18 protein-coding genes, 1 other RNA gene and 1 pseudogene are annotated in these 20,213 nt (G+C 57.9%); 11 read left to right on the top strand and 9 right to left on the bottom strand.

The features are described 5' to 3' along the window. Positions 1-10 precede the first annotated feature (10 nt). From dnaJ to grpE, 3 genes are all read right to left on the bottom strand, one after another. Positions 11-1,138: a molecular chaperone DnaJ gene (gene dnaJ / locus EC915_RS20920; RefSeq protein WP_133752417.1), complete on the bottom strand. Its 1,128-nt coding sequence runs from the start codon at positions 1,136-1,138 to the stop codon at positions 11-13. A 339-nt stretch (positions 1,139-1,477) separates the two neighbouring features. Beyond that, positions 1,478-3,397, bottom strand: a complete 1,920-nt coding sequence (gene dnaK, locus EC915_RS20915) for a molecular chaperone DnaK (protein ID WP_133752416.1) — start codon at positions 3,395-3,397, stop codon at positions 1,478-1,480. Between the two features lie 102 nt (positions 3,398-3,499). Further along, positions 3,500-4,066 carry a nucleotide exchange factor GrpE gene (gene grpE, locus EC915_RS20910; RefSeq protein ID WP_133752415.1) on the bottom strand — a complete coding sequence of 189 codons (567 nt, stop codon included), beginning with the start codon at positions 4,064-4,066 and terminating at the stop codon, positions 3,500-3,502. A 274-nt stretch (positions 4,067-4,340) separates the two neighbouring features. Between grpE and recN the strand changes: the two genes are divergently transcribed. After that, positions 4,341-6,014, top strand: a complete 1,674-nt coding sequence (gene recN, locus EC915_RS20905; protein WP_133752414.1) for a DNA repair protein RecN — start codon at positions 4,341-4,343, stop codon at positions 6,012-6,014. 159 nt (positions 6,015-6,173) lie between these two features. Here the strand turns inward: recN and fur are convergent, their stop codons facing one another. After that, on the bottom strand, positions 6,174-6,581 hold the full coding sequence (gene fur / locus EC915_RS20900; protein WP_110951407.1) for a ferric iron uptake transcriptional regulator: 408 nt from the start codon (positions 6,579-6,581) through the stop codon (positions 6,174-6,176). 98 nt (positions 6,582-6,679) lie between these two features. Here fur and EC915_RS20895 point away from each other — a divergent pair, with 98 nt between their 5' ends. Continuing rightward, positions 6,680-7,204 carry an outer membrane protein assembly factor BamE gene (locus tag EC915_RS20895; protein ID WP_133752413.1) on the top strand — a complete coding sequence of 175 codons (525 nt, stop codon included), beginning with the start codon at positions 6,680-6,682 and terminating at the stop codon, positions 7,202-7,204. 87 nt (positions 7,205-7,291) lie between these two features. On the opposite strand, the gene EC915_RS20890 is transcribed toward EC915_RS20895, so the two are convergent. From EC915_RS20890 to EC915_RS20880, 3 genes are read right to left on the bottom strand one after another with little or no spacing between them, the layout of a single operon-like run. Then, on the bottom strand, positions 7,292-7,612 hold the full coding sequence (locus tag EC915_RS20890; RefSeq protein ID WP_133752412.1) for an RnfH family protein: 321 nt from the start codon (positions 7,610-7,612) through the stop codon (positions 7,292-7,294). After that, positions 7,605-8,039 (bottom strand): type II toxin-antitoxin system RatA family toxin, encoded by a 435-nt coding sequence (locus EC915_RS20885; protein WP_133752411.1) that lies wholly within the window; start codon positions 8,037-8,039, stop codon positions 7,605-7,607. The genes EC915_RS20890 and EC915_RS20885 overlap by 8 nt, the downstream gene beginning before the upstream one ends. Positions 8,040-8,046: 7 nt before the next feature. After that, positions 8,047-9,450 carry a sodium-dependent transporter gene (locus EC915_RS20880; RefSeq protein WP_133752503.1) on the bottom strand — a complete coding sequence of 468 codons (1,404 nt, stop codon included), beginning with the start codon at positions 9,448-9,450 and terminating at the stop codon, positions 8,047-8,049. A gap of 129 nt (positions 9,451-9,579) precedes the next feature. Between EC915_RS20880 and smpB the strand changes: the two genes are divergently transcribed. After that, positions 9,580-10,062, top strand: a complete 483-nt coding sequence (gene smpB, locus EC915_RS20875; RefSeq protein ID WP_133752410.1) for an SsrA-binding protein SmpB — start codon at positions 9,580-9,582, stop codon at positions 10,060-10,062. A 158-nt stretch (positions 10,063-10,220) separates the two neighbouring features. Here the strand turns inward: smpB and EC915_RS20870 are convergent, their stop codons facing one another. Next, positions 10,221-10,988, bottom strand: a complete 768-nt coding sequence (locus tag EC915_RS20870; RefSeq protein ID WP_133752409.1) for a GntR family transcriptional regulator — start codon at positions 10,986-10,988, stop codon at positions 10,221-10,223. A gap of 417 nt (positions 10,989-11,405) precedes the next feature. Here EC915_RS20870 and EC915_RS20865 point away from each other — a divergent pair, with 417 nt between their 5' ends. The 8 genes and pseudogenes from EC915_RS20865 to EC915_RS20835 all read left to right on the top strand — a co-directional run bounded on the left by EC915_RS20865 (position 11,406) and on the right by EC915_RS20835 (position 19,970). Continuing rightward, complete coding sequence (locus EC915_RS20865) at positions 11,406-13,103, top strand: lactate permease LctP family transporter (RefSeq protein ID WP_133752408.1); 1,698 nt, start codon at positions 11,406-11,408, stop codon at positions 13,101-13,103. A 69-nt stretch (positions 13,104-13,172) separates the two neighbouring features. After that, entirely contained in the window at positions 13,173-14,318 is a 1,146-nt protein-coding gene (lldD, locus tag EC915_RS20860) for an FMN-dependent L-lactate dehydrogenase LldD (RefSeq protein WP_133752407.1), read from the top strand. A gap of 64 nt (positions 14,319-14,382) precedes the next feature. Beyond that, positions 14,383-17,201 (top strand): annotated as a pseudogene (locus tag EC915_RS20855) (FAD-binding and (Fe-S)-binding domain-containing protein). A 208-nt stretch (positions 17,202-17,409) separates the two neighbouring features. Further along, a complete protein-coding gene (locus EC915_RS20850) occupies positions 17,410-17,700 on the top strand; it encodes a hypothetical protein (protein WP_133752406.1) in 291 nt (96 codons plus the stop codon). Between the two features lie 112 nt (positions 17,701-17,812). After that, positions 17,813-18,204: a transfer-messenger RNA gene (gene ssrA / locus EC915_RS20845) on the top strand. 114 nt (positions 18,205-18,318) lie between these two features. Continuing rightward, positions 18,319-19,161, top strand: coding sequence for a hypothetical protein (locus EC915_RS20840; RefSeq protein WP_177413413.1), 843 nt, complete (start codon positions 18,319-18,321; stop codon positions 19,159-19,161). A gap of 183 nt (positions 19,162-19,344) precedes the next feature. Then, complete coding sequence (locus EC915_RS24905) at positions 19,345-19,491, top strand: hypothetical protein (protein WP_166651052.1); 147 nt, start codon at positions 19,345-19,347, stop codon at positions 19,489-19,491. A 170-nt stretch (positions 19,492-19,661) separates the two neighbouring features. Continuing rightward, the gene (locus EC915_RS20835; protein ID WP_133752405.1) at positions 19,662-19,970 is read left to right on the top strand and encodes a hypothetical protein; all 309 of its coding nucleotides are present in this window, start codon (positions 19,662-19,664) and stop codon (positions 19,968-19,970) included. Here the strand turns inward: EC915_RS20835 and EC915_RS20830 are convergent. Beyond that, positions 19,967-20,213 (bottom strand): transposase domain-containing protein (locus tag EC915_RS20830; protein WP_133752404.1); only part of this gene is annotated, 247 nt, incomplete at its 5' end. The two genes, EC915_RS20835 and EC915_RS20830, sit on opposite strands and share 4 nt — an antisense overlap.

The raw sequence follows: 20,213 nt of genomic DNA, 5'->3' as shown, positions 1-20,213 counted from the left end.
GCCCAGCTCCTTAGAGATCACCGAAGAAACGCTTCACGCCTTCGAACCAGCCGCTGGCCTTTGGCGAATGAGAGCTGTCGCCTTCCAGCGAAGCGCGAAACTCTTCGAGCAGCTCACGCTGACGTCGGCCAAGATTGACCGGTGTTTCCACCGCAACACGGCACATCAGGTCGCCCGCCCCACCACCACGCACAGGCGCCACGCCCTTGCCGCGCAGACGGAACTGCTTGCCGGTCTGAGTGCCCTCAGGAATCTTAAGTTTGACCCGACCGTCCAGGGTCGGCACTTCCAGCTCGCCACCCAACGCGGCATCGGTAAAGCTGATAGGTACTTCGCAGTACAGGTGCTTGCCGTCGCGCTGGAAGATGGCGTGCTCGGCCACGTTGATCACGACGTACAGATCGCCAGTCGGACCGCCCTGCACGCCAGCCTCGCCCTCGCCGGAAAGACGAATGCGGTCGCCAGTGTCGACACCCGCAGGCACTTTGACCGAGAGGGTTTTGTATTCTTCGACACGGCCTTCGCCATGGCAGGAATCGCAAGGGTCGGAAATGATTTTCCCGTTACCGTGGCAGCGCGGGCAGGTCTGCTGTACAGAGAAGAATCCCTGCTGCATGCGCACCTGGCCAATACCGCCGCACGTTGGGCAGGTCACCGGGGACGAGCCCTTCTTCGCGCCGCTGCCATCGCACGGCTTGCAATTGACCAGCGTTGGCACACGAATGCTCACGGTAGTACCGCGAACCGCTTCTTCCAGATTCAGCTCCAGGGTGTAGCGCAGATCGCTGCCGCGCTGAGCGCCGCCACGACCACCGCCACCTGCACGACCACCCCCGAAGAAGTCACTGAAGACATCACCAAAGATGTCGGAGAAGTTGGCGCCGCCGCCGCCGAATCCGCCGCCGCCGCCCTGATCCACACCGGCGTGGCCGTACTGGTCGTAAGCCGCGCGTTTACTTGCGTCGGACAGTACTTCGTAGGCTTCGTTAGCTTCCTTGAACGCATCTTCCGAGGCCTTGTCGCCCGGGTTGCGATCAGGGTGATATTTCATGGCGAGCCGGCGGTACGCCTTTTTCAGGTCCGCCTCACTGGAGCCACGCTCCACCCCCAATACTTCGTAATAATCACGCTTTGACATAAGTTTTCTGCACTCTTGAGGACGTTCGACATAACCCTCCTGAGCTTGTCGAACTCGTTGAGCCCCTTTCAGGCCCGGACCCAACTCACGTCAATTAAACGATCCTGGTCTTGGTTCAACGGCCTTCAATCGACCGGTAAAAAGCGGCACAACAAGCCCGATTGCAGGAGCATCAGGCTTTGCCGCAAAGTCCGCGAAACAACGTCGCAAACCCTTGAAAATTTGGGTGCTCCAGACACGCCAACGCGGGAGCAAGCTCCCGCGCGGCGACATCCTACCAGCGACTACTCGAAAGCGGTCAACCGGCGATCAAGTGAGCCTGCGCCTACTTGTGATCAATCACTTCTGGTCTTTCACTTCTTCAAACTCAGCATCGACAACATCGTCAGCTGGTTTGCTTTCTTCCTGCGCGGCCTGTGCACCGTCTTCAGGTTTCTCGGCTTGTTCGGCGTACATTTTCTGAGCCACTGGCGCGGAGACTTTCGACAGCTCTTCGACCTTGGCGTCGATGGCGGCCTTGTCCTCACCTTTGACAGCAGCTTCCAGTGCAACCAGCGCAGCTTCGATGGCAGTCTTTTCTTCGGCAGTGACCTTGTCACCAGCGTCAGCGACCATCTTGCGAGTCGAGTGGACCAGTGCATCACCCTGATTACGGGCAGAGGCCAGCTCTTCGAACTTGCGGTCTTCGTCCGAGTTCGCTTCCGCGTCGCGGATCATCTGCTGGATTTCTTCGTCCGACAGACCCGAGTTGGCTTTGATCACGATCGACTGAGTCTTGCCGGTGGCCTTGTCTTTCGCGCCGACGTGCAGGATGCCATTGGCGTCGATGTCGAAAGTCACTTCGATCTGAGGCACACCGCGTGGAGATGGCGGAATCTCGGCCAGATCGAACTTGCCCAGCGATTTGTTCTGAGTGGCTTGCTTACGCTCGCCCTGCAGAACGTGAATGGTCACAGCGCTCTGGTTGTCATCGGCGGTCGAGAACACTTGCGATTTCTTGGTAGGAATCGTGGTGTTTTTCTCGATCAGCGCAGTCATAACGCCGCCCATGGTTTCGATACCCAATGTCAACGGGCTGACGTCCAGCAGCAGAACGTCTTTCACATCACCGGCCAGTACCGCACCTTGAATCGCAGCACCCATCGCGACCGCTTCGTCAGGGTTGACGTCCTTGCGGGCTTCTTTGCCGAAAAATTCGGTCACTGTTTTCTGAACCAGTGGCATACGGGTCTGACCACCGACCAGGATCACGTCGTTGATGGCGCTAACGTCGATACCCGAGTCTTTCAGCGCGATGCGGCAAGGCTCGATGGTGCGCTGAACCAGATCCTCTACCAGCGCTTCAAGCTTGGCGCGGGAGATTTTCACGTTCAAGTGCTTAGGACCAGTGGCGTCTGCGGTGATGTAAGGCAGGTTCACGTCAGTCTGCAGGCTGGAAGACAGCTCGATCTTGGCTTTCTCAGCACCTTCTTTCAGGCGCTGCATGGCCAGCGGGTCACCTTTGAGGCTCATGCCGCTTTCTTTCTTGAATTCGTCCACGAGGTAGTCGATCAGACGAATGTCGAAGTCCTCACCACCCAGGAAGGTATCGCCGTTGGTGGCTAACACTTCGAACTGGTGCTCGCCGTCAACTTCAGCGATTTCGATGACCGAAACGTCGAAAGTACCGCCACCCAGGTCATAAACAATGACGGTGTGATCGCCTTTCGCCTTGTCCATACCGTAAGCCAGAGCAGCTGCAGTAGGTTCGTTGATGATGCGTTTTACGTCCAGACCAGCGATCCGACCAGCGTCTTTGGTTGCCTGACGCTGACTGTCGTTGAAGTAGGCCGGAACGGTGATGACGGCTTCGGTGACGGCCTCACCGAGGTAGTCTTCAGCAGTCTTTTTCATCTTCTTCAGGATTTCCGCAGAAATCTGAGGAGGCGACATTTTCTTGTCGTTGACCGAGACCCAAGCGTCACCGTTATCGGCCTTGGCAATGGTGTAAGGCACCATCTTGATGTCTTTCTGCACGACTTCTTCGTCGAACTTGCGACCGATCAGACGCTTGACCGCGTACAACGTATTGTGCGGATTGGTGACAGCCTGACGCTTGGCCGATTGACCAACCAGGGTCTCGCCATCATTGGCGTAAGCGATGATCGAAGGGGTGGTACGAGCGCCTTCGGCGTTTTCGATAACCTTCGCAACACCGTTTTCCAGAACCGAAACGCAGGAGTTGGTGGTCCCCAGGTCGATGCCGATAATCTTGCCCATGTCTTGATTCTCCAGAAACTTAATTAGGTTGCCGCAACTGCGTTTACAAATTGCGGTAATTTTTTAATGCATGGCCTTTTAATGGGGGCCACTCAGCTGATTTCAAGCCTGCTCGTCAATTGATGGCGCTGCTGGCGATGGCGCCTTGCTGACCACGACCATGGCCGGGCGCAACAAACGACCGTTAAGCTGATAACCCTTCTGAAACACTTTCAGCACGCTGTTCGGCTCGACATCAGCGCTTTCCTGCATCGCCATTGCCTGATGATGTTCGGCGTTGAACGGCTGGCCATGCGGGTCGATGGCTTCCAGCTGATAACGCTTGAGGGTGTCGCCAAACATTTTCAGGGTCAGTTCGATGCCTTCACGCATCGGTCGGATGCTCTCGTCATCCGGGCTGGACAGGTCCAGGCCACGCTCCAGGCTGTCGACAATCGGCAGCAGATCACCAGCGAACTTTTCCAGAGCGAATTTGTGGGCCTTTTCCACGTCCTGCTCTGCACGGCGGCGGACGTTTTGCAGATCCGCAGCGACACGCAGAGACTGGTCCGTGGCGGCAGCCAGTTTCTCTTCGAGCCCTCGCACGCGAGTTGCCAAATCTTCTCCGGAATTCGCGACGTCGGCAGCATGATCCTGAGCCTGCGTATCCGGGTTCTGTTCGTCAGCCATAGTTCTCTCCTTCCAATTACTTCCGTGAGCTCGACTCACGCTTCTGCCGGCTATATGGGGTCGTAATTTTCCGCTTCAAGGGGTTTGGTTGCAGGAGAAGGCGAATAACCCTACAAATTTGCCGACTAGGCTCGCCTTGGGTGGAAGCCGCCAAAACGCTGGATCGGTGCTAAAAATTTTTTACCGCCTGTCAAATCGTTACCAGAAGGGGCATTGTCAGTCCACCGCAAAACACTGTATAAATAACCAGACAAATCGCTTGGGAGCCGCCCTTATGCTGCTGCACCTGTCCATACATAACTACGCTATCGTGGAACACCTCGATCTCGAACTGGATCGCGGCATGAGCGTCATCACCGGGGAAACCGGGGCCGGCAAGTCGATCATGCTCGACGCCCTGGGTCTGACCCTGGGTGATCGCGCTGACAGCGGCGTAGTGAGACCGGGTGCCGACAAGGCCGATATCCTGGCCACCTTCGATGTTGCCGACATTCCTGAAGCTCGCGCCTGGCTTGCCGAGCGTGACCTGGAAACCGACGGGCCGTGCATCCTGCGCAGAGTCATCACCGCCGAAGGTCGCTCACGCTCCTATATAAATGGCACTCCATGCCCTCAGGGCGATCTGAAAGCGCTGGGCGAACTGGTGATCGACATCCACAGCCAGCACGAACATCAGTCCCTGCTCAAGACCGACACTCATCGCCGCCTGCTGGACGAATACGCTGGCGCCACCGACCTTGCGCGTCAGGTTCATTTGGCAGCTCAGCGCTGGCGTCAGACCCGTCACGAACTGGAGCGCCTATCCAACTCCGGCGATGAACAGCGTGCCAAACACCAGTTGCTCAGCTATCAGCTCGAAGAACTCGAAGGCGTGAGCCTGGGTGAGAACGAACTGGAGTTGCTCGAACAGGAACACGCGACGCTGACCAACGCCGAAAGCCTGCTCGGTATTTGCCGCCAAGTGGTCGAGCTATGCAGCGAAAGCGACTCAGGCAACGCGCTGAATGCGCTGACGGCCAGCCTTAATCGTCTGACCAGTGTGAACAACTCGCCGGATGCGCTGAACGAGGCGACCAATCTGCTTTCCAGTGCGCAGATTCAGGTCGAGGAAGCGGTCGGCGAGATCAACCGTTTTCTGGATCGCTTCGAGGCAGATCCGGCGCGCCTGCAACAGATCGAAGAACGACTGGACACCATCTATACGCTGGCGCGCAAGCACCGGGTACAGCCGACTGAAGTTCCGGCGCTGCATCAGAAGCTGCTGGACGAAATCGAAACGTTGAATGCCAACGACGAAGCCATTGAGCGCCTTGAGCATGAGCTGGCTTCTTACGCCCGACACTATCAGGAAAAGGCCCGCGAATTGAGCGACCTGCGTCATCGCGCAGCACCGGAACTGGCGCATGCGGTGGAACATGAAATCCAGCGACTGGGCATGCCCGGCGGACGCTTCAATATTGAGCTGCGCAAAAACGTCGACAAAGAGCTGTCGCCTAACGGCCTCGAACAGGTTGAACTGCTGGTAAGCGCCAACCCCGGCCAACCACTGAAGGCACTGGCAAAAGTGGCATCGGGCGGCGAGCTGTCGCGAATCAGCCTGGCGATCCAGGTGATCACTGCACAGACTTCCCGTATTCCAACCCTGGTGTTCGACGAAGTGGATGTCGGTATCGGTGGTCCGACTGCAGAGATTGTCGGGCAGTTACTGCGTCGACTGGGCGAACGCGGTCAGGTCATGACCGTTACTCACTTGCCGCAGGTGGCTGCACAGGGTCACCAGCATTTGTTCGTGCACAAGGTTCGCGAAGAAGAAGCCACGCGCACAGCAGTTTCCAAACTCAGCAAGAGCGAAAGGGTGGAAGAAGTGGCGAGGATGCTGGGCGGGATCGATCTGACCAAGGAATCGCTGGCTCATGCCAAAAAAATGGTCGTGGCGGCAAGGTCCTGAGACGCTTTCATTGAATGTATTACGCGAGTCGGGCAACTGATCCACCCGTCTCGCCAACACGCTGCCACTCTAGGCTTCATAACGCTGCCCATCAGATGCATGCATCTGAAACAAGAAAGGCGACCACAGGGTCGCCTTTCTTGTGTATCAGAAAAAAACTTACGCTTTTTTCTTGCGTACGTAGAGCACCAGATTGTGGTCCACCAGCTCGAAGCCGTGCTTGACCACAATGGCTTTCTGCAGCTTTTCGATTTCTTCGTCGAAAAACTCGATCACCTCACCGGACTCCACGTTGACCATATGGTCGTGGTGGCCTCCATCGGCCAGCTCGAACACGGCATGACCGCCGTCGAAGTTGTGGCGTACCACCAACCCGGCTGCTTCGAACTGAGTCAAAACGCGGTAAACCGTTGCCAGACCGACGTCTTCGTTGGCCTCCATAAGCGCCTTGTAGACGTCCTCCGCACTCATGTGGCGCTGCTCTGCAGAATCGAGCATTTGAAGGATCTTCACCCGCGGCAGGGTCACTTTTAGTCCAGCTTTGCGTAGTTCGCTATTTTCAACCATGGTCAGCTTTCTCGCAGACGCTGCTTCGCAGCTTCTCTTAATGCAGGTATGATCGGGGTTTACGTTGTCCCAGCCAAGATAGTGGAAGTCGCCCACCGATGCAAAACACCAAGCTCTTGCTAACCAGTTTCACCTTCGTGGGACTGCTCGCACTCGCCGGTTGTTCATTCCCCGGGGTTTATAAAATCGACATCCAACAGGGCAATGTCGTCACGCAGGACATGATAGACCAGTTGCGTCCGGGAATGACCCGACGGCAAGTACGGTTTATCATGGGCAACCCCTTGCTGAGCGACACCTTTCACCCTGATCGCTGGGACTACCTGTACAGCCTTCAGCCAGGTGGGGGTGAGCGCCAGCAGGAACGGGTCAGCCTGATCTTCGACGGTAGCGATCAGTTGGCCAGCCTTTCCGGCGACTTCAAGCCAGGTGTAAGCCGCGACGAGGCCATCCTCGGAAAAGGCAGCGACACCACTGTAGCCCCCGAAAACAAAGGCGATCAGCCTCAGAAGGAAGAGCCGCCGAAGCCTGGCTCCCTGCTTGAGCAAATCCAGAACGACGTCGACAAAGTCGAAACCGTTCCAGTCCCGACTCAGGAACCGCTGGATACCGATCCACGCTGATCCTCGCTGCTTCCCCAAATCAGCAGCACTAAAAAGCCCGGCAATGCCGGGTTTTTTTACGTCTGCCAAATCGAGCCGATGCAAAATTTAAATCGATCTGGCCTGCTTTTTCGCCAGCGCAGCCTTCTGTGCACGTAGGCGGCGTACTTCTTTTGGGTCGGCAAACAGCGGTCGGTAGAGTTCCACCCGGTCACCGGATTCAAGACGCCGTATCTCAGGAGCCGTTAAAACCTGGCCAAAAATACCGAGAGGGCACTGGGTAAGATCCAGCTCTGGAAAACGCCGGGCCATACCCGAAAGCTGGACAGCCTCCAGCGCGGTCGTTCCGGCAGGCACGTCAAGCGCAATCAGCTCCTGGCGCTCAGCTGTCCCATACACCACTTCGACGACGATCTTCGGCTCAGCCATGCAACTCTTTGGCGCGCTGGCAAAAAGCATCGACCAGGGTATTGGCAGCCTGATTGAACAGAGGTCCGAGCGTTGCACGCACGATAGAGCCGGAATAGTCGAAGGACAGGTCGAGACTGATCTTGCAGGCCTTCTCGTTCAAAGCCTTGAACGTCCAGACACCATGCAGTTGGCTGAACGGCCCTTCCTCAAGATTCATCTCGATGGTCTGCCCCGGTGTCAGCGTATTGCGAGTGACAAAATGCTGACTCAGCCCGCCCTTTGCCACTTCGACCCGTGCACGCATGGACGTGTCGCTCTGGTCGAGAACGGTAGCGCCGGAGCACCACGGCAGAAACTCCGAATAGCGGGCTACATCGTTGACCAGGTCATACAGCGCCTGTGCCGGGTAGGGCAAAAGAGCCGAACGTTGAATATGCGTAGTCATGTCAGCGTTATTTCCAAAGCTGAGCGGCAAATACAATCAGAATGCCGATCGGCGCCACGTAGCGCATCAAAAAGAACGTCAAAGCGAACAGAGCCGGGCTGCGTACCGACAATTCGTCGCGCACTGCCTCACGCCCCATCACCCAACCTGCGAAAATCACAAAACACAATCCACCCAGCGGCAGCATGATCCTGGACGTGAAGAAATCGATCACGCCAAAGAAGTCCAGCCCCGCCGTCGCACCCCACTGGTAGAGGTGAAAGATACCGCCTTCGTTCACGAAAAATTTCGCCTGTTTCCAGATGTTGAACGAAAACACCGTCCCCAAGCCCACGAACCAGCAGATGAAAGACAGCCAGAAGGTTACCCAGCCGCGGCGTACCTTCGTACGCTCCACCAGATACGCCACCATCGGTTCCAGCAGCGAAATCGCCGAGCTCCACGCTGCTACAGCGACAAGAATGAAGAACAACACACCCATTACGGTGCCGAAGGCCACGTTACCAAACGCGTAAGGCAAGGTGACGAACATCAGGCCAGGCCCTTCGCCAGGGTTCAGGCCTGCAGCGAAGACGATCGGGAACAGTGCAAGGCCGGCCAGCAGCGAAACAAAGGTGTCCAGCAGCGCCACACCGACTACGGTCGCACTGATCGACGCCTCCTTGGTCATGTAAGCGCCGTAGATCATGATCGAGCCCACGCCGACACTCAGTGAGAAGAACGCGTGACCCATGGCCGGCAGCAGGCCATCCATGATTTTTTCCGGCTTGAAGTCGAACATGAAATGCACGCCTTCCATAAAGTGCCCGGTTGTCAGGCTGTAGCCCAGCAGGATCAGCATCAGCAGGAACAGCAGCGGCATCAGGACACGCAAGCTGCGCTCCAGACCTGCGTTGACGCCCTTGGCGATCGTGATTGCCGACAGCAGCATGAACAGCGTGTGCCACGCCACCAGACGCCAAGGGTCGGCAATCATCTCAGCGAAAAAGGCGCCGACACCGTCAGGCGTCACTGCATGGAAATCGCCCTTGCCAACATCGACGATGTACTCCAGCGACCAGCCGCCCACCACGCTATAAAAAGAAAGAATCAACAGCGCGGTGATCATTCCGGCAAACGCACCCCAAGACCATTTGCTCGAATGACCCGCTTCCAGCGCCAGGACCTTCAAGGCGTTGGCCGGGCTTTGCCGGGCACGCCTGCCAATCAGGGTCTCGGCCATCATCACCGGAATACCGATCAGCGCGATGCATGCCAGAAACACGATCACGAACGCGCCGCCGCCGTAGACGCCGACCATGTAGGGGAATTTCCATATACTGCCCAACCCCACCGCAGAGCCTGTGGCGGCCAGAATGAATACCCAGCGACTCGCCCAGCTACCGTGGACTGAAACCTTGTCCGTCGACATCGTTGACACGCCCAACACGCAAAAAAGATCGCGCATTGTCCGGGATTCGCTCATCGTGCTCAAGCACGTAGCTTTAGAGGAGCGCAGCCCATAGCCTAGAGCCGCGTTGATCCCTATAATGCGTCGCCTATGGCCAAGCTCAAGAAACATCCCACAGGGACCATCGCGCAGAATAAAAAGGCGCGACACGATTACTTCATCGAACACAAGTTCGAGGCCGGTCTGGTCCTGGCCGGTTGGGAAGTAAAAAGCCTGCGTGCCAACAAGGTGCAGTTGGTGGACAGTTACGTGCTGCTCAAGGACGGTGAGGCCTGGCTGATGGGTTGCCATATCTCGCCGTTGACCACAGCCAGTACCCACGTCATCGCTGACCCGACACGCACCCGTAAACTGTTGCTCAACAAGCGTGAGCTGGACAAGCTCATCACGGCTGTTTCGCAAAAAGGCTATGCGTCCGTCGCGCTCTCCCTTTACTGGAAGCAGCACTTGATCAAGTGCGAGATTGCGCTGGGCAAGGGTAAGAAGGAATACGACAAGCGCCACACCGAGCGCGAGCGCGATTCCGATCGCGAGTTGCAACGTGCTGTGCGCACCAAGGGCAAGGACGACTGATGTGTCACGCATCACTCACAGGTTCTGAATCACTCAGAATCTGTGGGAGTGCGCGTGCTCACGCATAGAAAAACACAGTCAAAACGTCGCCAGCGGCTGTAACTACGCTTTCGTGAGCAAGCTCACTCCCACATGTTCAGCTCACAGCTGGAGACACATCAAATCCCGTTACGCCGCTCGGCCCGGGCAGTTCGCTCAACCTGCTGGCGGACCTCTTCAAGCACCTCCTGCACATACAGCAAATGACGACTCGATACCTCACGAGCGTCGTCCGCACGCCCTTCGATGATCGCCGCGTACAACTCGCGATGCTGATTGATCAGCATGTCGCGGGTCTCCGCACGCTGCTTGTACATCCCTCCGATGTTTGTCACCACGTTACGCTTGAGCAGATCGAACAGCCCGCGAATGGTGTGCAGCAGCACAGCATTGTGGCTGGCTTCGGCAATGGCGAGATGAAAGTTCGCATCGGCCGCGCCTTCTTCCGCACGGCTTACCTCATCGACCCTGCTGTAGCAGTCCTGCAGGGTATCGAACGCTTCGCGTAGCCGAGTACGATCGACATCGGTGGCGCGAATCGCGGCGTAATAGGCACACGACGCCTCAAGGGTATGGCGAAATTCCAGCAGGTCACGTTGCGCGTCCGAACTGCTTTCCAAAAGATGCAGCAGCGGATCGCTAAACGTTGAACCCAGGCTCTCCACGACGTAGTTGCCACCGCCCTGACGGCTGACCAGCAGGCCCTTGGCGGTCAGTTTCTGAATGGCCTCACGCAGGGAAGGACGCGACACGCCGAACTGCTCGGCCAGCGCGCGCTCGGCTGGCAAGCGTCCTCCCGCCCTCAGCGTGCCTTCCAGAATCATTCTTTCGAGCTGCTCGACAATATCGTCAGACAAACGCCGCTGACGCACCTGATCAAAGCCCATACCTCTTCACCCCACATCCCCGGTAGCCCCCCTGACATGCAGCGGGGGCACATATTTTTCACTGATTGTGCACAGACGTTCACGCGGCAGAGGCAGAACAAATAGCCAACTCAGACACCCAACCGAGCATGTACTACAAAAGTTTTAGTGCCATAAATTGACACGCCAACGCCGAGGCTTTTAACCTAGCGCCAAGACATTGTAAATTGGTATTACCAATTTACAGATGCCGGCGACAGGTGGCTATCGACCTCCCCGCCGCAAGCCAGTCACGGCGGTGATCGGCTTGAGCTGGTGAGCTGTGCGACTCGTTCGTCAGCGCCCGCAGGACGACAGGCATTCAGTCGTCGCTTGCAGGAGCCGCGCACGTACGACATGGACACCGGGCCTAACCAAAAACAACTAGGGGCCTCCAACATGCAAACCTGGCAACAGCTCTACACACCTTTCGGCAGCCTGGGCCTTTCGGCACTGGTTGCAGTGATTCCCATCGTGTTCTTCTTTCTGGCACTGGCAGTGTTCCGGCTAAAAGGGCACGTGGCGGGTACCATCACCCTCGTGCTCGCGGTGCTGATCGCGATCCTTGCGTTTCAGATGCCAGCCGACATGGCCATTGCCTCGGCGATCTACGGCTTCCTCTACGGTCTGTGGCCCATCGCGTGGATCATTGTCGCGGCGGTATTCCTCTACAAACTCACCGTCAAAAGTGGCCAGTTCGAGATCATCCGCAGCTCGGTCATGTCGATCACTGACGACCAGCGCTTGCAGGTCTTGCTCATCGGCTTCTGCTTCGGTGCCTTTCTGGAAGGCGCGGCAGGCTTCGGTGCGCCCGTGGCGATCACTGCAGCCTTGCTGGTGGGTCTGGGGTTGAACCCGCTGTACGCGGCAGGGCTGTGCCTGATCGCCAACACCGCGCCGGTAGCATTCGGCGCACTGGGGATCCCGGTCATCGTGGCGGGTCAGGTTTCCGGGATCGACGCCTTTAAAATCGGCGCGATGGCAGGCCGCCAGTTGCCGCTGCTGTCGATGTTCGTGCCGTTCTGGCTGATGTTCATGATGGACGGTATGAAAGGTGTCAAAGAAACCTGGCCAGCGGCGTTGGTGGCGGGTGGCAGCTTTGCCATTGTGCAGTTCCTGACCTCCAACTTCATCGGCCCGGAACTGCCAGACATCACCTCGGCACTGGTCAGCCTGATCTCGCTGACCTGCTTTCTCAAGGTCTGGCAACCGGCCCGCGCCGCAGTCACGCAAGCGGCCGGTGCGGAAGGTGGCGCGAGCGTGATCGCCGGTGCGCCGGGCGGCTTCGGACAGCCACGCACCTCCACCCAGTCTCCCTACTCCATCGCCACCATCATCAAGGCCTGGTCACCTTTCCTGATTCTCACCGCAGTGGTAACGATCTGGACGCTGAAGCCGTTCAAGGCGCTGTTCGCCGCAGGAGGTGCGTTGCAGGCACTGACCATGAGTTTCCCGGTGCCGCACCTGGACAACCTGGTAATGAAGGTTGCGCCTATCGTTGCCAATCCAGTCGCGATGCCTGCCGTTTACAAATTCGACCTGCTCGCAGCGACGGGCAGCGCGATTCTGGTTTCGGCAATACTGGCAATGATCGTCCTGCGCATCGGGGTGAAAACCGGCCTTACCACTTTCAAAGAGACATTGACCGAGCTGCGCTGGGCCATTATGTCCATCGGCATGGTGTTGTCGTTCGCGTTTGTCATGAACTACTCGGGCATGTCCACCACCCTGGCACTCGTGCTGGCGGCAACGGGTTCTGCATTCCCGTTCTTTTCGCCGTTTCTGGGTTGGCTGGGCGTGTTCCTGACCGGTTCGGATACATCATCCAACGCTCTGTTCGGCTCGCTGCAAGCGACGACCGCGCATCAGGTGGGCGTCAGTGACGTGTTGATGGTGGCGGCCAATTCCAGCGGCGGCGTGACCGGCAAAATGATCTCACCGCAATCGATTGCCGTTGCCTGCGCGGCCACCGGCCTGGTCGGCAAAGAGTCGGACCTGTTCCGCTTCACCCTCAAGCACAGCATCTTCTTCGCCGCTATCGTCGGCTGCATCACGTACGTTCAGGCGTACTGGCTGACCGGCATGTTGGTCCATTAACGAGAGCAGCATCGGGCGCGTCCGTATGCGCCCGACCGCTGCCCCGCTCACTCAACGTTGCGAGATCCCATGATCATTTCCGCATCCACCGACTATCGCGCAGCCGCGCAACGCAAACTTCCGCCCTTCCTGTTCCACTACGCGGACGGCGGCGCCTACGCTGAGCACACCCTGCGCCACAACGTTTCGGACCTCGCCAGCATTGCCCTGCGCCAGCGCGTACTGAAGAACATGTCCGAATTGAGCCTGCAGACCACCCTGTTCAATGAAACCCTGAGCATGCCCGTGGCACTGGCGCCAGTCGGCCTGTGCGGCATGTATGCCCGTCGCGGAGAAGTGCAGGCTGCACGCGCGGCGGCGGCCAAAGGCATTCCATTTACCTTGTCGACGGTGTCGCTTTGCCCCATCGAAGAAGTCGCTCCGGCCATCGACCGTCCCATGTGGTTTCAGCTTTACGTGCTAAAAGATCGCGGCTTCATGCGCAATGCCCTCGAGCGTGCCAAGGCTGCCGGGGTCAAGACGCTGGTGTTTACGGTAGACATGCCGGTACCCGGTGCGCGCTACCGGGATCTTCACTCCGGCATGAGCGGCAAGAACGGCCCGCTTCGTCGCGTCCTGCAAGCCATGACTCACCCGCAATGGGCCTGGGATGTTGGCGTCAACGGCCGCCCCCACGACCTGGGCAACGTGTCGGCCTATCGCGGCAACCCCACCGGGCTGACGGATTACATTGCCTGGCTGGGCAACAACTTCGACCCCTCGATCTCATGGAAAGACCTGGAATGGATCCGCGACTCCTGGGACGGTTCGATGCTGATCAAAGGCATCCTTGATCCCGAAGATGCCCGCGACGCCGTGAAATTCGGCGCAGACGGTATCGTCGTTTCCAACCACGGTGGTCGTCAGCTCGATGGCGTGCTGTCCAGCGCCCGGGCACTGCCCGCCATCGCCGATGCGGTGAAGGGCGAGCTGAAGATCCTCGCCGACTCAGGCATTCGCAGCGGCCTGGATGTGGTGAGGATGATCGCACTGGGTGCCGATACCGTGCTGATCGGGCGCGCATTCATCTATGCCCTGGCCACCCATGGCGAGGCAGGCGTGAAAAATCTGCTGGATTTGTTCGAGAAGGAAATGCGCGTGGCAATGGTGCTGACCGGTGCCAAATCCATCAGCGAAATCACTCGTGATTCACTGGTCCGTGAACAACTGGCCTGATCGCCCCTACGCATGCGGCACGTCAGATGCCGCGGCGCCACCTGATGATTGAATGGAACACCGCATGACCCTGCCCGCCGCCTTCCTGTCCGATGTAAAGCGCTTGATCCCCGCCGAACGCCGGTTCGATGACCCGTTATCGACCCTTTCTTTCGGCACCGACGCCAGCTTTTACCGGCTGATTCCCAAGCTGGTGATCCGCGTCGAATCCGAGGGTGAAGTGATAGCGCTGCTCAAACTGGCGCAGATCGACCGCGTCCCTGTGACATTCCGCGCGGCAGGTACCAGTCTTTCCGGCCAGGCCCTCAGCGACTCGGTGTTGCTGGTCCTTGGTGATAACTGGAACGGCCGGGAAATCCGCCGCGAGGGCGAGCAGATTCGTCTGCAGCCGGGCGTGATCGGCGCGCAGGCCAATGTCTGGCTGGCCCCTTTCGGACGCAAGATCGGTCCAGATCCGGCCTCGATCAATGCCGCAAAGATCGGCGGTATCGTCGCCAACAACTCCAGCGGCATGTGCTGCGGTACCGCACAGAACACCTATCACACGCTGGCCGGCATGCGTCTGGTGCTGGCCGATGGCACCCGCGTCGACACTGAAGACACCGATAGCGTGGCGGCTTTTCGTATCAGCCATGCAGACCTGCTGGAGCGTCTGGCACAACTGGGACGCGAGACGCGCGCCAACGCAACACTCGCCGCAAGAATTCGCCACAAATACCGCCTGAAAAACACCACCGGTCTGTCACTCAACGCCCTGGTCGACTTCGACCAGCCGATGGATATCCTGAGCCACTTGTTGGTCGGCTCTGAAGGCACGCTAGGGTTCATCAGCGCAGTGACCTACGACACCGTGCCTGATCACCCCAACAAAGCCTCGGCCCTGATCGTGTTCGCAGATGTTGAAACCTGCTGTCACGCGGTGACCGTCCTGAAAACCCAGCCGGTGTCTGCGGTGGAGTTGCTTGACCGACGCAGCATGCGCTCGGTGCAAGACAAGCCGGGCATGCCGTCTTTTGTACGCGAACTGTCGGAAAATGCTTGCGCGCTGCTCATCGAAGCACGCGCCGCTACACGGCCTCTGTTGCACGAACAACTTGCGCTGATCATGGGCTCGATCGCGCATTTTGCCGTGGAGAAACAGGTCGACTTCACCGAAGACCCGCTGGAAAACGCCCGCCTCTGGGCGATTCGCAAGGACACTTTTCCGGCTGTGGGCGCCGTCCGTGAAACCGGCACCACGGTGATCATCGAAGACGTGACCTTCCCCGTGGAACAGTTGGCCATCGGCGTGCGCCGGCTGATCCAGCTGTTCGACAAACACCATTACGACGAAGCGATCCTGTTCGGCCACGCGCTGGAGGGCAATCTGCACTTCGTCTTCACCCAGAGCTTCAACGACCCGCAAGCAGTGGCGCGCTATTCGGCATTCATGGACGACGTCACCCAATTGGTGGCGGTGGAGTTCAACGGCTCGCTCAAGGCCGAACACGGCACAGGCCGCAACATGGCGCCCTTCGTCGAGCTTGAGTGGGGCAGCGATGCTTACCGATTGATGTGGCAACTCAAGCGCCTGCTCGACCCAAACGGCATCCTCAACCCGGACGTGGTGCTCAGCGAAGATCCACAGATCCACAGATCCACCTCAAGCATCTCAAGCCGATGCCTGCCGCCGACGCGCTTGTGGATAAGTGCATCGAATGCGGATTCTGTGAGCCGGTCTGCCCCTCGAAAGGCATGACCCTCAGCCCTCGCCAGCGCATCGTCATGTGGCGTGACATCCAGGCGAAGAAACGCGCAGGCACAGACACCACCGAGCTGGAGCGCGACTATCAATACCAGGGCATCGACACCTGCGCCGCCACCGGTCTTTGCGCGCAACGCTGCCCGGTCGGGATCAATACCGCAGACCTGGTGAAGAAACTGCGCGGGCAGCAAGCCACTCATGGCAAAGCCGCAACATGGCTCGCCAGGCACTTCACCGCCGCACTCAAGGGAGCGAGACTCACCCTGCATGCCGCCAACGGCGCGCGCATGTTGTTAGGCGCGCCGAGACTGGCCAAGCTCTCGGCCTCGCTGACCCAAGCCTCATCCCATCGTCTCCCGCAATGGACCCCGGCCATACCGCAACCGGAAAACGCGATTGATTTCACCCCGCCGATCAAGGATCAGCGCCCGCGTGTGGTGTACCTCGCCGCCTGTGTATCGCGGGTCATGGGGCCGACAGCGACGGATCGTGAACAGATGTCGCTGATGGACAAAACCCGCAGGCTGCTGGAAAAAGCCGGCTATCAGGTGGTGTTCCCCGAGGATCAGGACAGCCTGTGCTGCGGCCAACCCTTTGCGTCAAAAGGCTATGCCGAGCAGGCTGAGCAGAAGCGCCAGCAGCTGCTCGCCGCGCTGACCAAAGCGAGCCGCGGCGGTCTGGACCCGATTTACTGTGATACCAGCCCATGCACCCTGCGGCTGATTCAGGATCGCCAGGAAACCCGCCTGGACCTTTACGACCCTGTGCGTTTCATCCGCACTCACCTGCTCGACAAACTGGTCTTCACGCCTCAACAGGAGGCCGTTGCGGTGCATGTCACCTGCAGCACCCAACACCTCGGCGAAAGCCAGGCGCTGATCGAACTGGCGCGATTGTGCAGCGTCAATGTCGTCATTCCCGAAGGCATTCATTGCTGCGGCTTTGCGGGCGACAAGGGTTTCACCACACCCGAGCTGAATGCCCACTCACTGCGCACTTTGAAAGGTGCCGTGCAGCGTTGCAGCGAGGGCATTTCCACCAGCCGTACCTGTGAAATCGGCCTCACCCGGCATGGCGGAATCGACTACCACGGACTGGTCTATCTCGTGGACCGTGTCACTCGGCCAAGACCGGCTTGATGCACACAAATGGGGCGACGTTCGCCCCATTTTTGCCGACACATCCTGCAATATGGCTTTTTCACATTAGCTGCAAAATAAATAGAACCCCGGCACTGGCCCGCAGTCCATCTCTTTAAGCGCCACGACCGGAGGGCGCTTTTTCCTCTATCTCGGAGACCGCCCCATAGAGCGGCTACACCGAGTCCACAGGCTCAAGGAGATACACATGAAGCGCACAGCATTGACTGGCTTGTTCCTTACCGCTGCACTGTTGGGGTCCCCTGTATTCGCTGCTGACGACCTGTGCGGCGCAAATCTGCAGACGCTAAAGGATGCTCAGAAATCCTCGTCATCCAACCTGGGCGCAGACACCAAGGACGAAAGCGAGTCAGCCTACGATAAAGGCCTGGCTCAGCAAAAAGCTGGCGACGACAAAGCCTGTATCGAAACCACCACCAAGGCTATCGCCGAGCTGAAACGTCTCGGCTCCGGCAGCGAAGGCGGCGCAGCGAAGTAACAACGCGGCTCGGCCGGCACAAGCCGGCCATACCACCGCGTGCAGGTTGAAGGTCGACGTATCCCATTGATTCGGGTACACTCCGCGGCCTGACTGCTAAAGCAGCAGAATTGGGGCCGATTAGGATTCGACGCCGGTGATGAAACTCTAGGGGCATGCCGACTTGGTAACAGAAGTCGTAAATCCACTGTTGCAACTTTCTATAGTTGCCAATGACGAAACCTACGGGGAACAAGCTCTCGCTGCGTAAGCGGCGCTAGCCTTCCTTCTGGTAGCTTCGGCTCCAGCAATCATCAGGGGATGCCTGTAAACCCAAAATGATTGTCATACAGAACAGGATCGCCGTGCAGTACGCTGTGGACGAATCGGCTAAAACTTACACAGCTCGCCCAAAGCACCCTGCCCGTCGGGTCGCTGAGGGTTAACTTAATAGACACGGCTAAGCATGTAGGCCCGAAAGCGGAGTACTGGCGGACGGGGGTTCAAATCCCCCCGGCTCCACCACACAAGCATTACAAGTCAAGCACTTAGCGATCATCGCAAGTGCTTTTTTTGTGTCATTTGGGGCTGTTTTGGCTCCGTAATGCCAGCTTAATGACAGCTGGCGGCTTCTAGGGGATGGAAGTGGGCGCCGAAATAGATCGAGTAAAGCAACGCAAGGAAAGCAGGGAGCTGATCAATGCCCTATTTCAAGACTCAACCCGCGTATACGTGATCCATTATTCGTGTGAATCCTTCTATGAGGGATCGACTGGCGCGTCGAAAAGGGTGACGTCGATTGCCGTGCGAAATCTGAAGACCGGGCAGACCAGCTCTTGGTCTCTTCATAAGTCCGCGGAGCTGGACGGCCAGCTGGAGTCGATGCATGAGAATCTGGACCGTTATGAAAAGTCGATGCTCGATGGTTATTTCACGTTTCTAGAGCAGCATAGCGGCTGCCGATTCATCCACTGGAACATGCGAGACGAGCATTTCGGATTCTATGCTTTGGAGCACAGATACAGAGTCCTGAAGGGCGTTCCATATGAGCTACAAGACGACAAGAAAGTGGACCTAGCGAGGGTTCTAGTCGATCTGTTCGGTAAAAAGTACGCTCCTCATGAAGACAGTAAGGGTAGAAGCGGGCGCATTATGAGCTTGGCCGAGCTCAACAAAGTTACCGATAAAGATGCTCTCAGCGGCAAGGAGGAAGCAGCGGCCTTCGTCACGGGAGACTTTTTGAAAATGCATCGTTCAACGCTGCGGAAGTTGGATATGTTTGCCAATTTCTTCGAGAGAACGCACAAAGGCGACCTAGTCACTAAGGCGTCCTGGCTAGATCGGGTGGGAGTGCATCCAGTTGCTGTGATCGAATGGCTGAAATCACACCCGGTGGTCAGCGGTTTCATCCTGATAGGTGCGATCCTGGGGGCGATCGTTAAATACGAAGCTGCGTGGCAGTGGGCCAGATCGCTTTTCTGAGCAGACTTTCCGCTCAGCCCGATCCTGCCGTGCGTAGCTGGTGTAAGAAGAATGCGCTTAAAGGGGCGTCCCAGCGCAGTCAGAACACCCTGAAAACCCCTGTTGGGACACTGATTGGTACAAAAAGTGGTACGAGCTCTTGACCGCCGACTATCTCCTTAGCCTTTCAAAAGTGTGACTGCCATGACCACCGACGACCTCGTTATGCCTGCCGCTGTTCGCCAGGAGCTGGATCATCTGCTAGCCACAATCAAGCGCGCCACGACAAGCGATGAAGCAGAGCGAGCCGGCCTCCGTGCAGAAGGCTTGTTCTGGGCGTCGAGCGATTGAAGGCGCTCCAACCTGTCTCCATCGAGGCGCTATACCTGCTTGTTGAGCAGCCTGTGGAGTTGCGCTCCGGAGACCTAATAGCTCAAAAGTAGGCAGAGTCGCGACTGAAGTCTTTACCCTGCACGTGCTCGTGGTTACGATGCTAGCTCAAAGCCATCGGAGACCTGCACATGGACGCAAAAGCTCGCCTGATTCAAAAAATAAAAGAACGCGACCGCGAGATTGAAACAGCAGCCGCTACCCGTAACAGCGCTTTGAATTCGTTCAACAAGGACCTTGCCGAGTTGCATAACATGCTCCGAAACCTCGTAGAGGATCTGCCGTCCGTCAAAATCGAATCGCTGGCGTCGATTGTCGATGGAGAAACCTTCAAGGATGGCAGCCTTTCAATCGAGCTTTATGGAAATGTCATGACGTTTGACGTTGCGAAAGAGGCGGGTAAGTGTAAGCGTCCGCCGAAGTCACCTTGCACGATTTAGGCAGATACCCACTGATGCGGCAGCAGTTGCTCAATCTCACTCGCTCGCTGCGTCGGCAACCGCGTCAGCACATCTTTGAGATAGGCATACGGATCGTGCCCATTCATGCGCGCCGATTGGATCAAACTCATGATCGCCGCCGCCCGCGTGCCGCTGCGAAGCGACCCGGCAAACAACCAGTTGGAACGTCCAAGTGCCCACGGCCGAATCTGGTTTTCGACTGCGTTGTTGTCTATGGGTACA

This window comes from Pseudomonas sp. LP_7_YM, assembly GCF_004364435.1.
GTDB lineage: Bacteria > Pseudomonadota > Gammaproteobacteria > Pseudomonadales > Pseudomonadaceae > Aquipseudomonas.
Note: the sequence above shows the minus strand (reverse complement) of the source record. Positions and strands in the feature narration are given on the sequence as shown.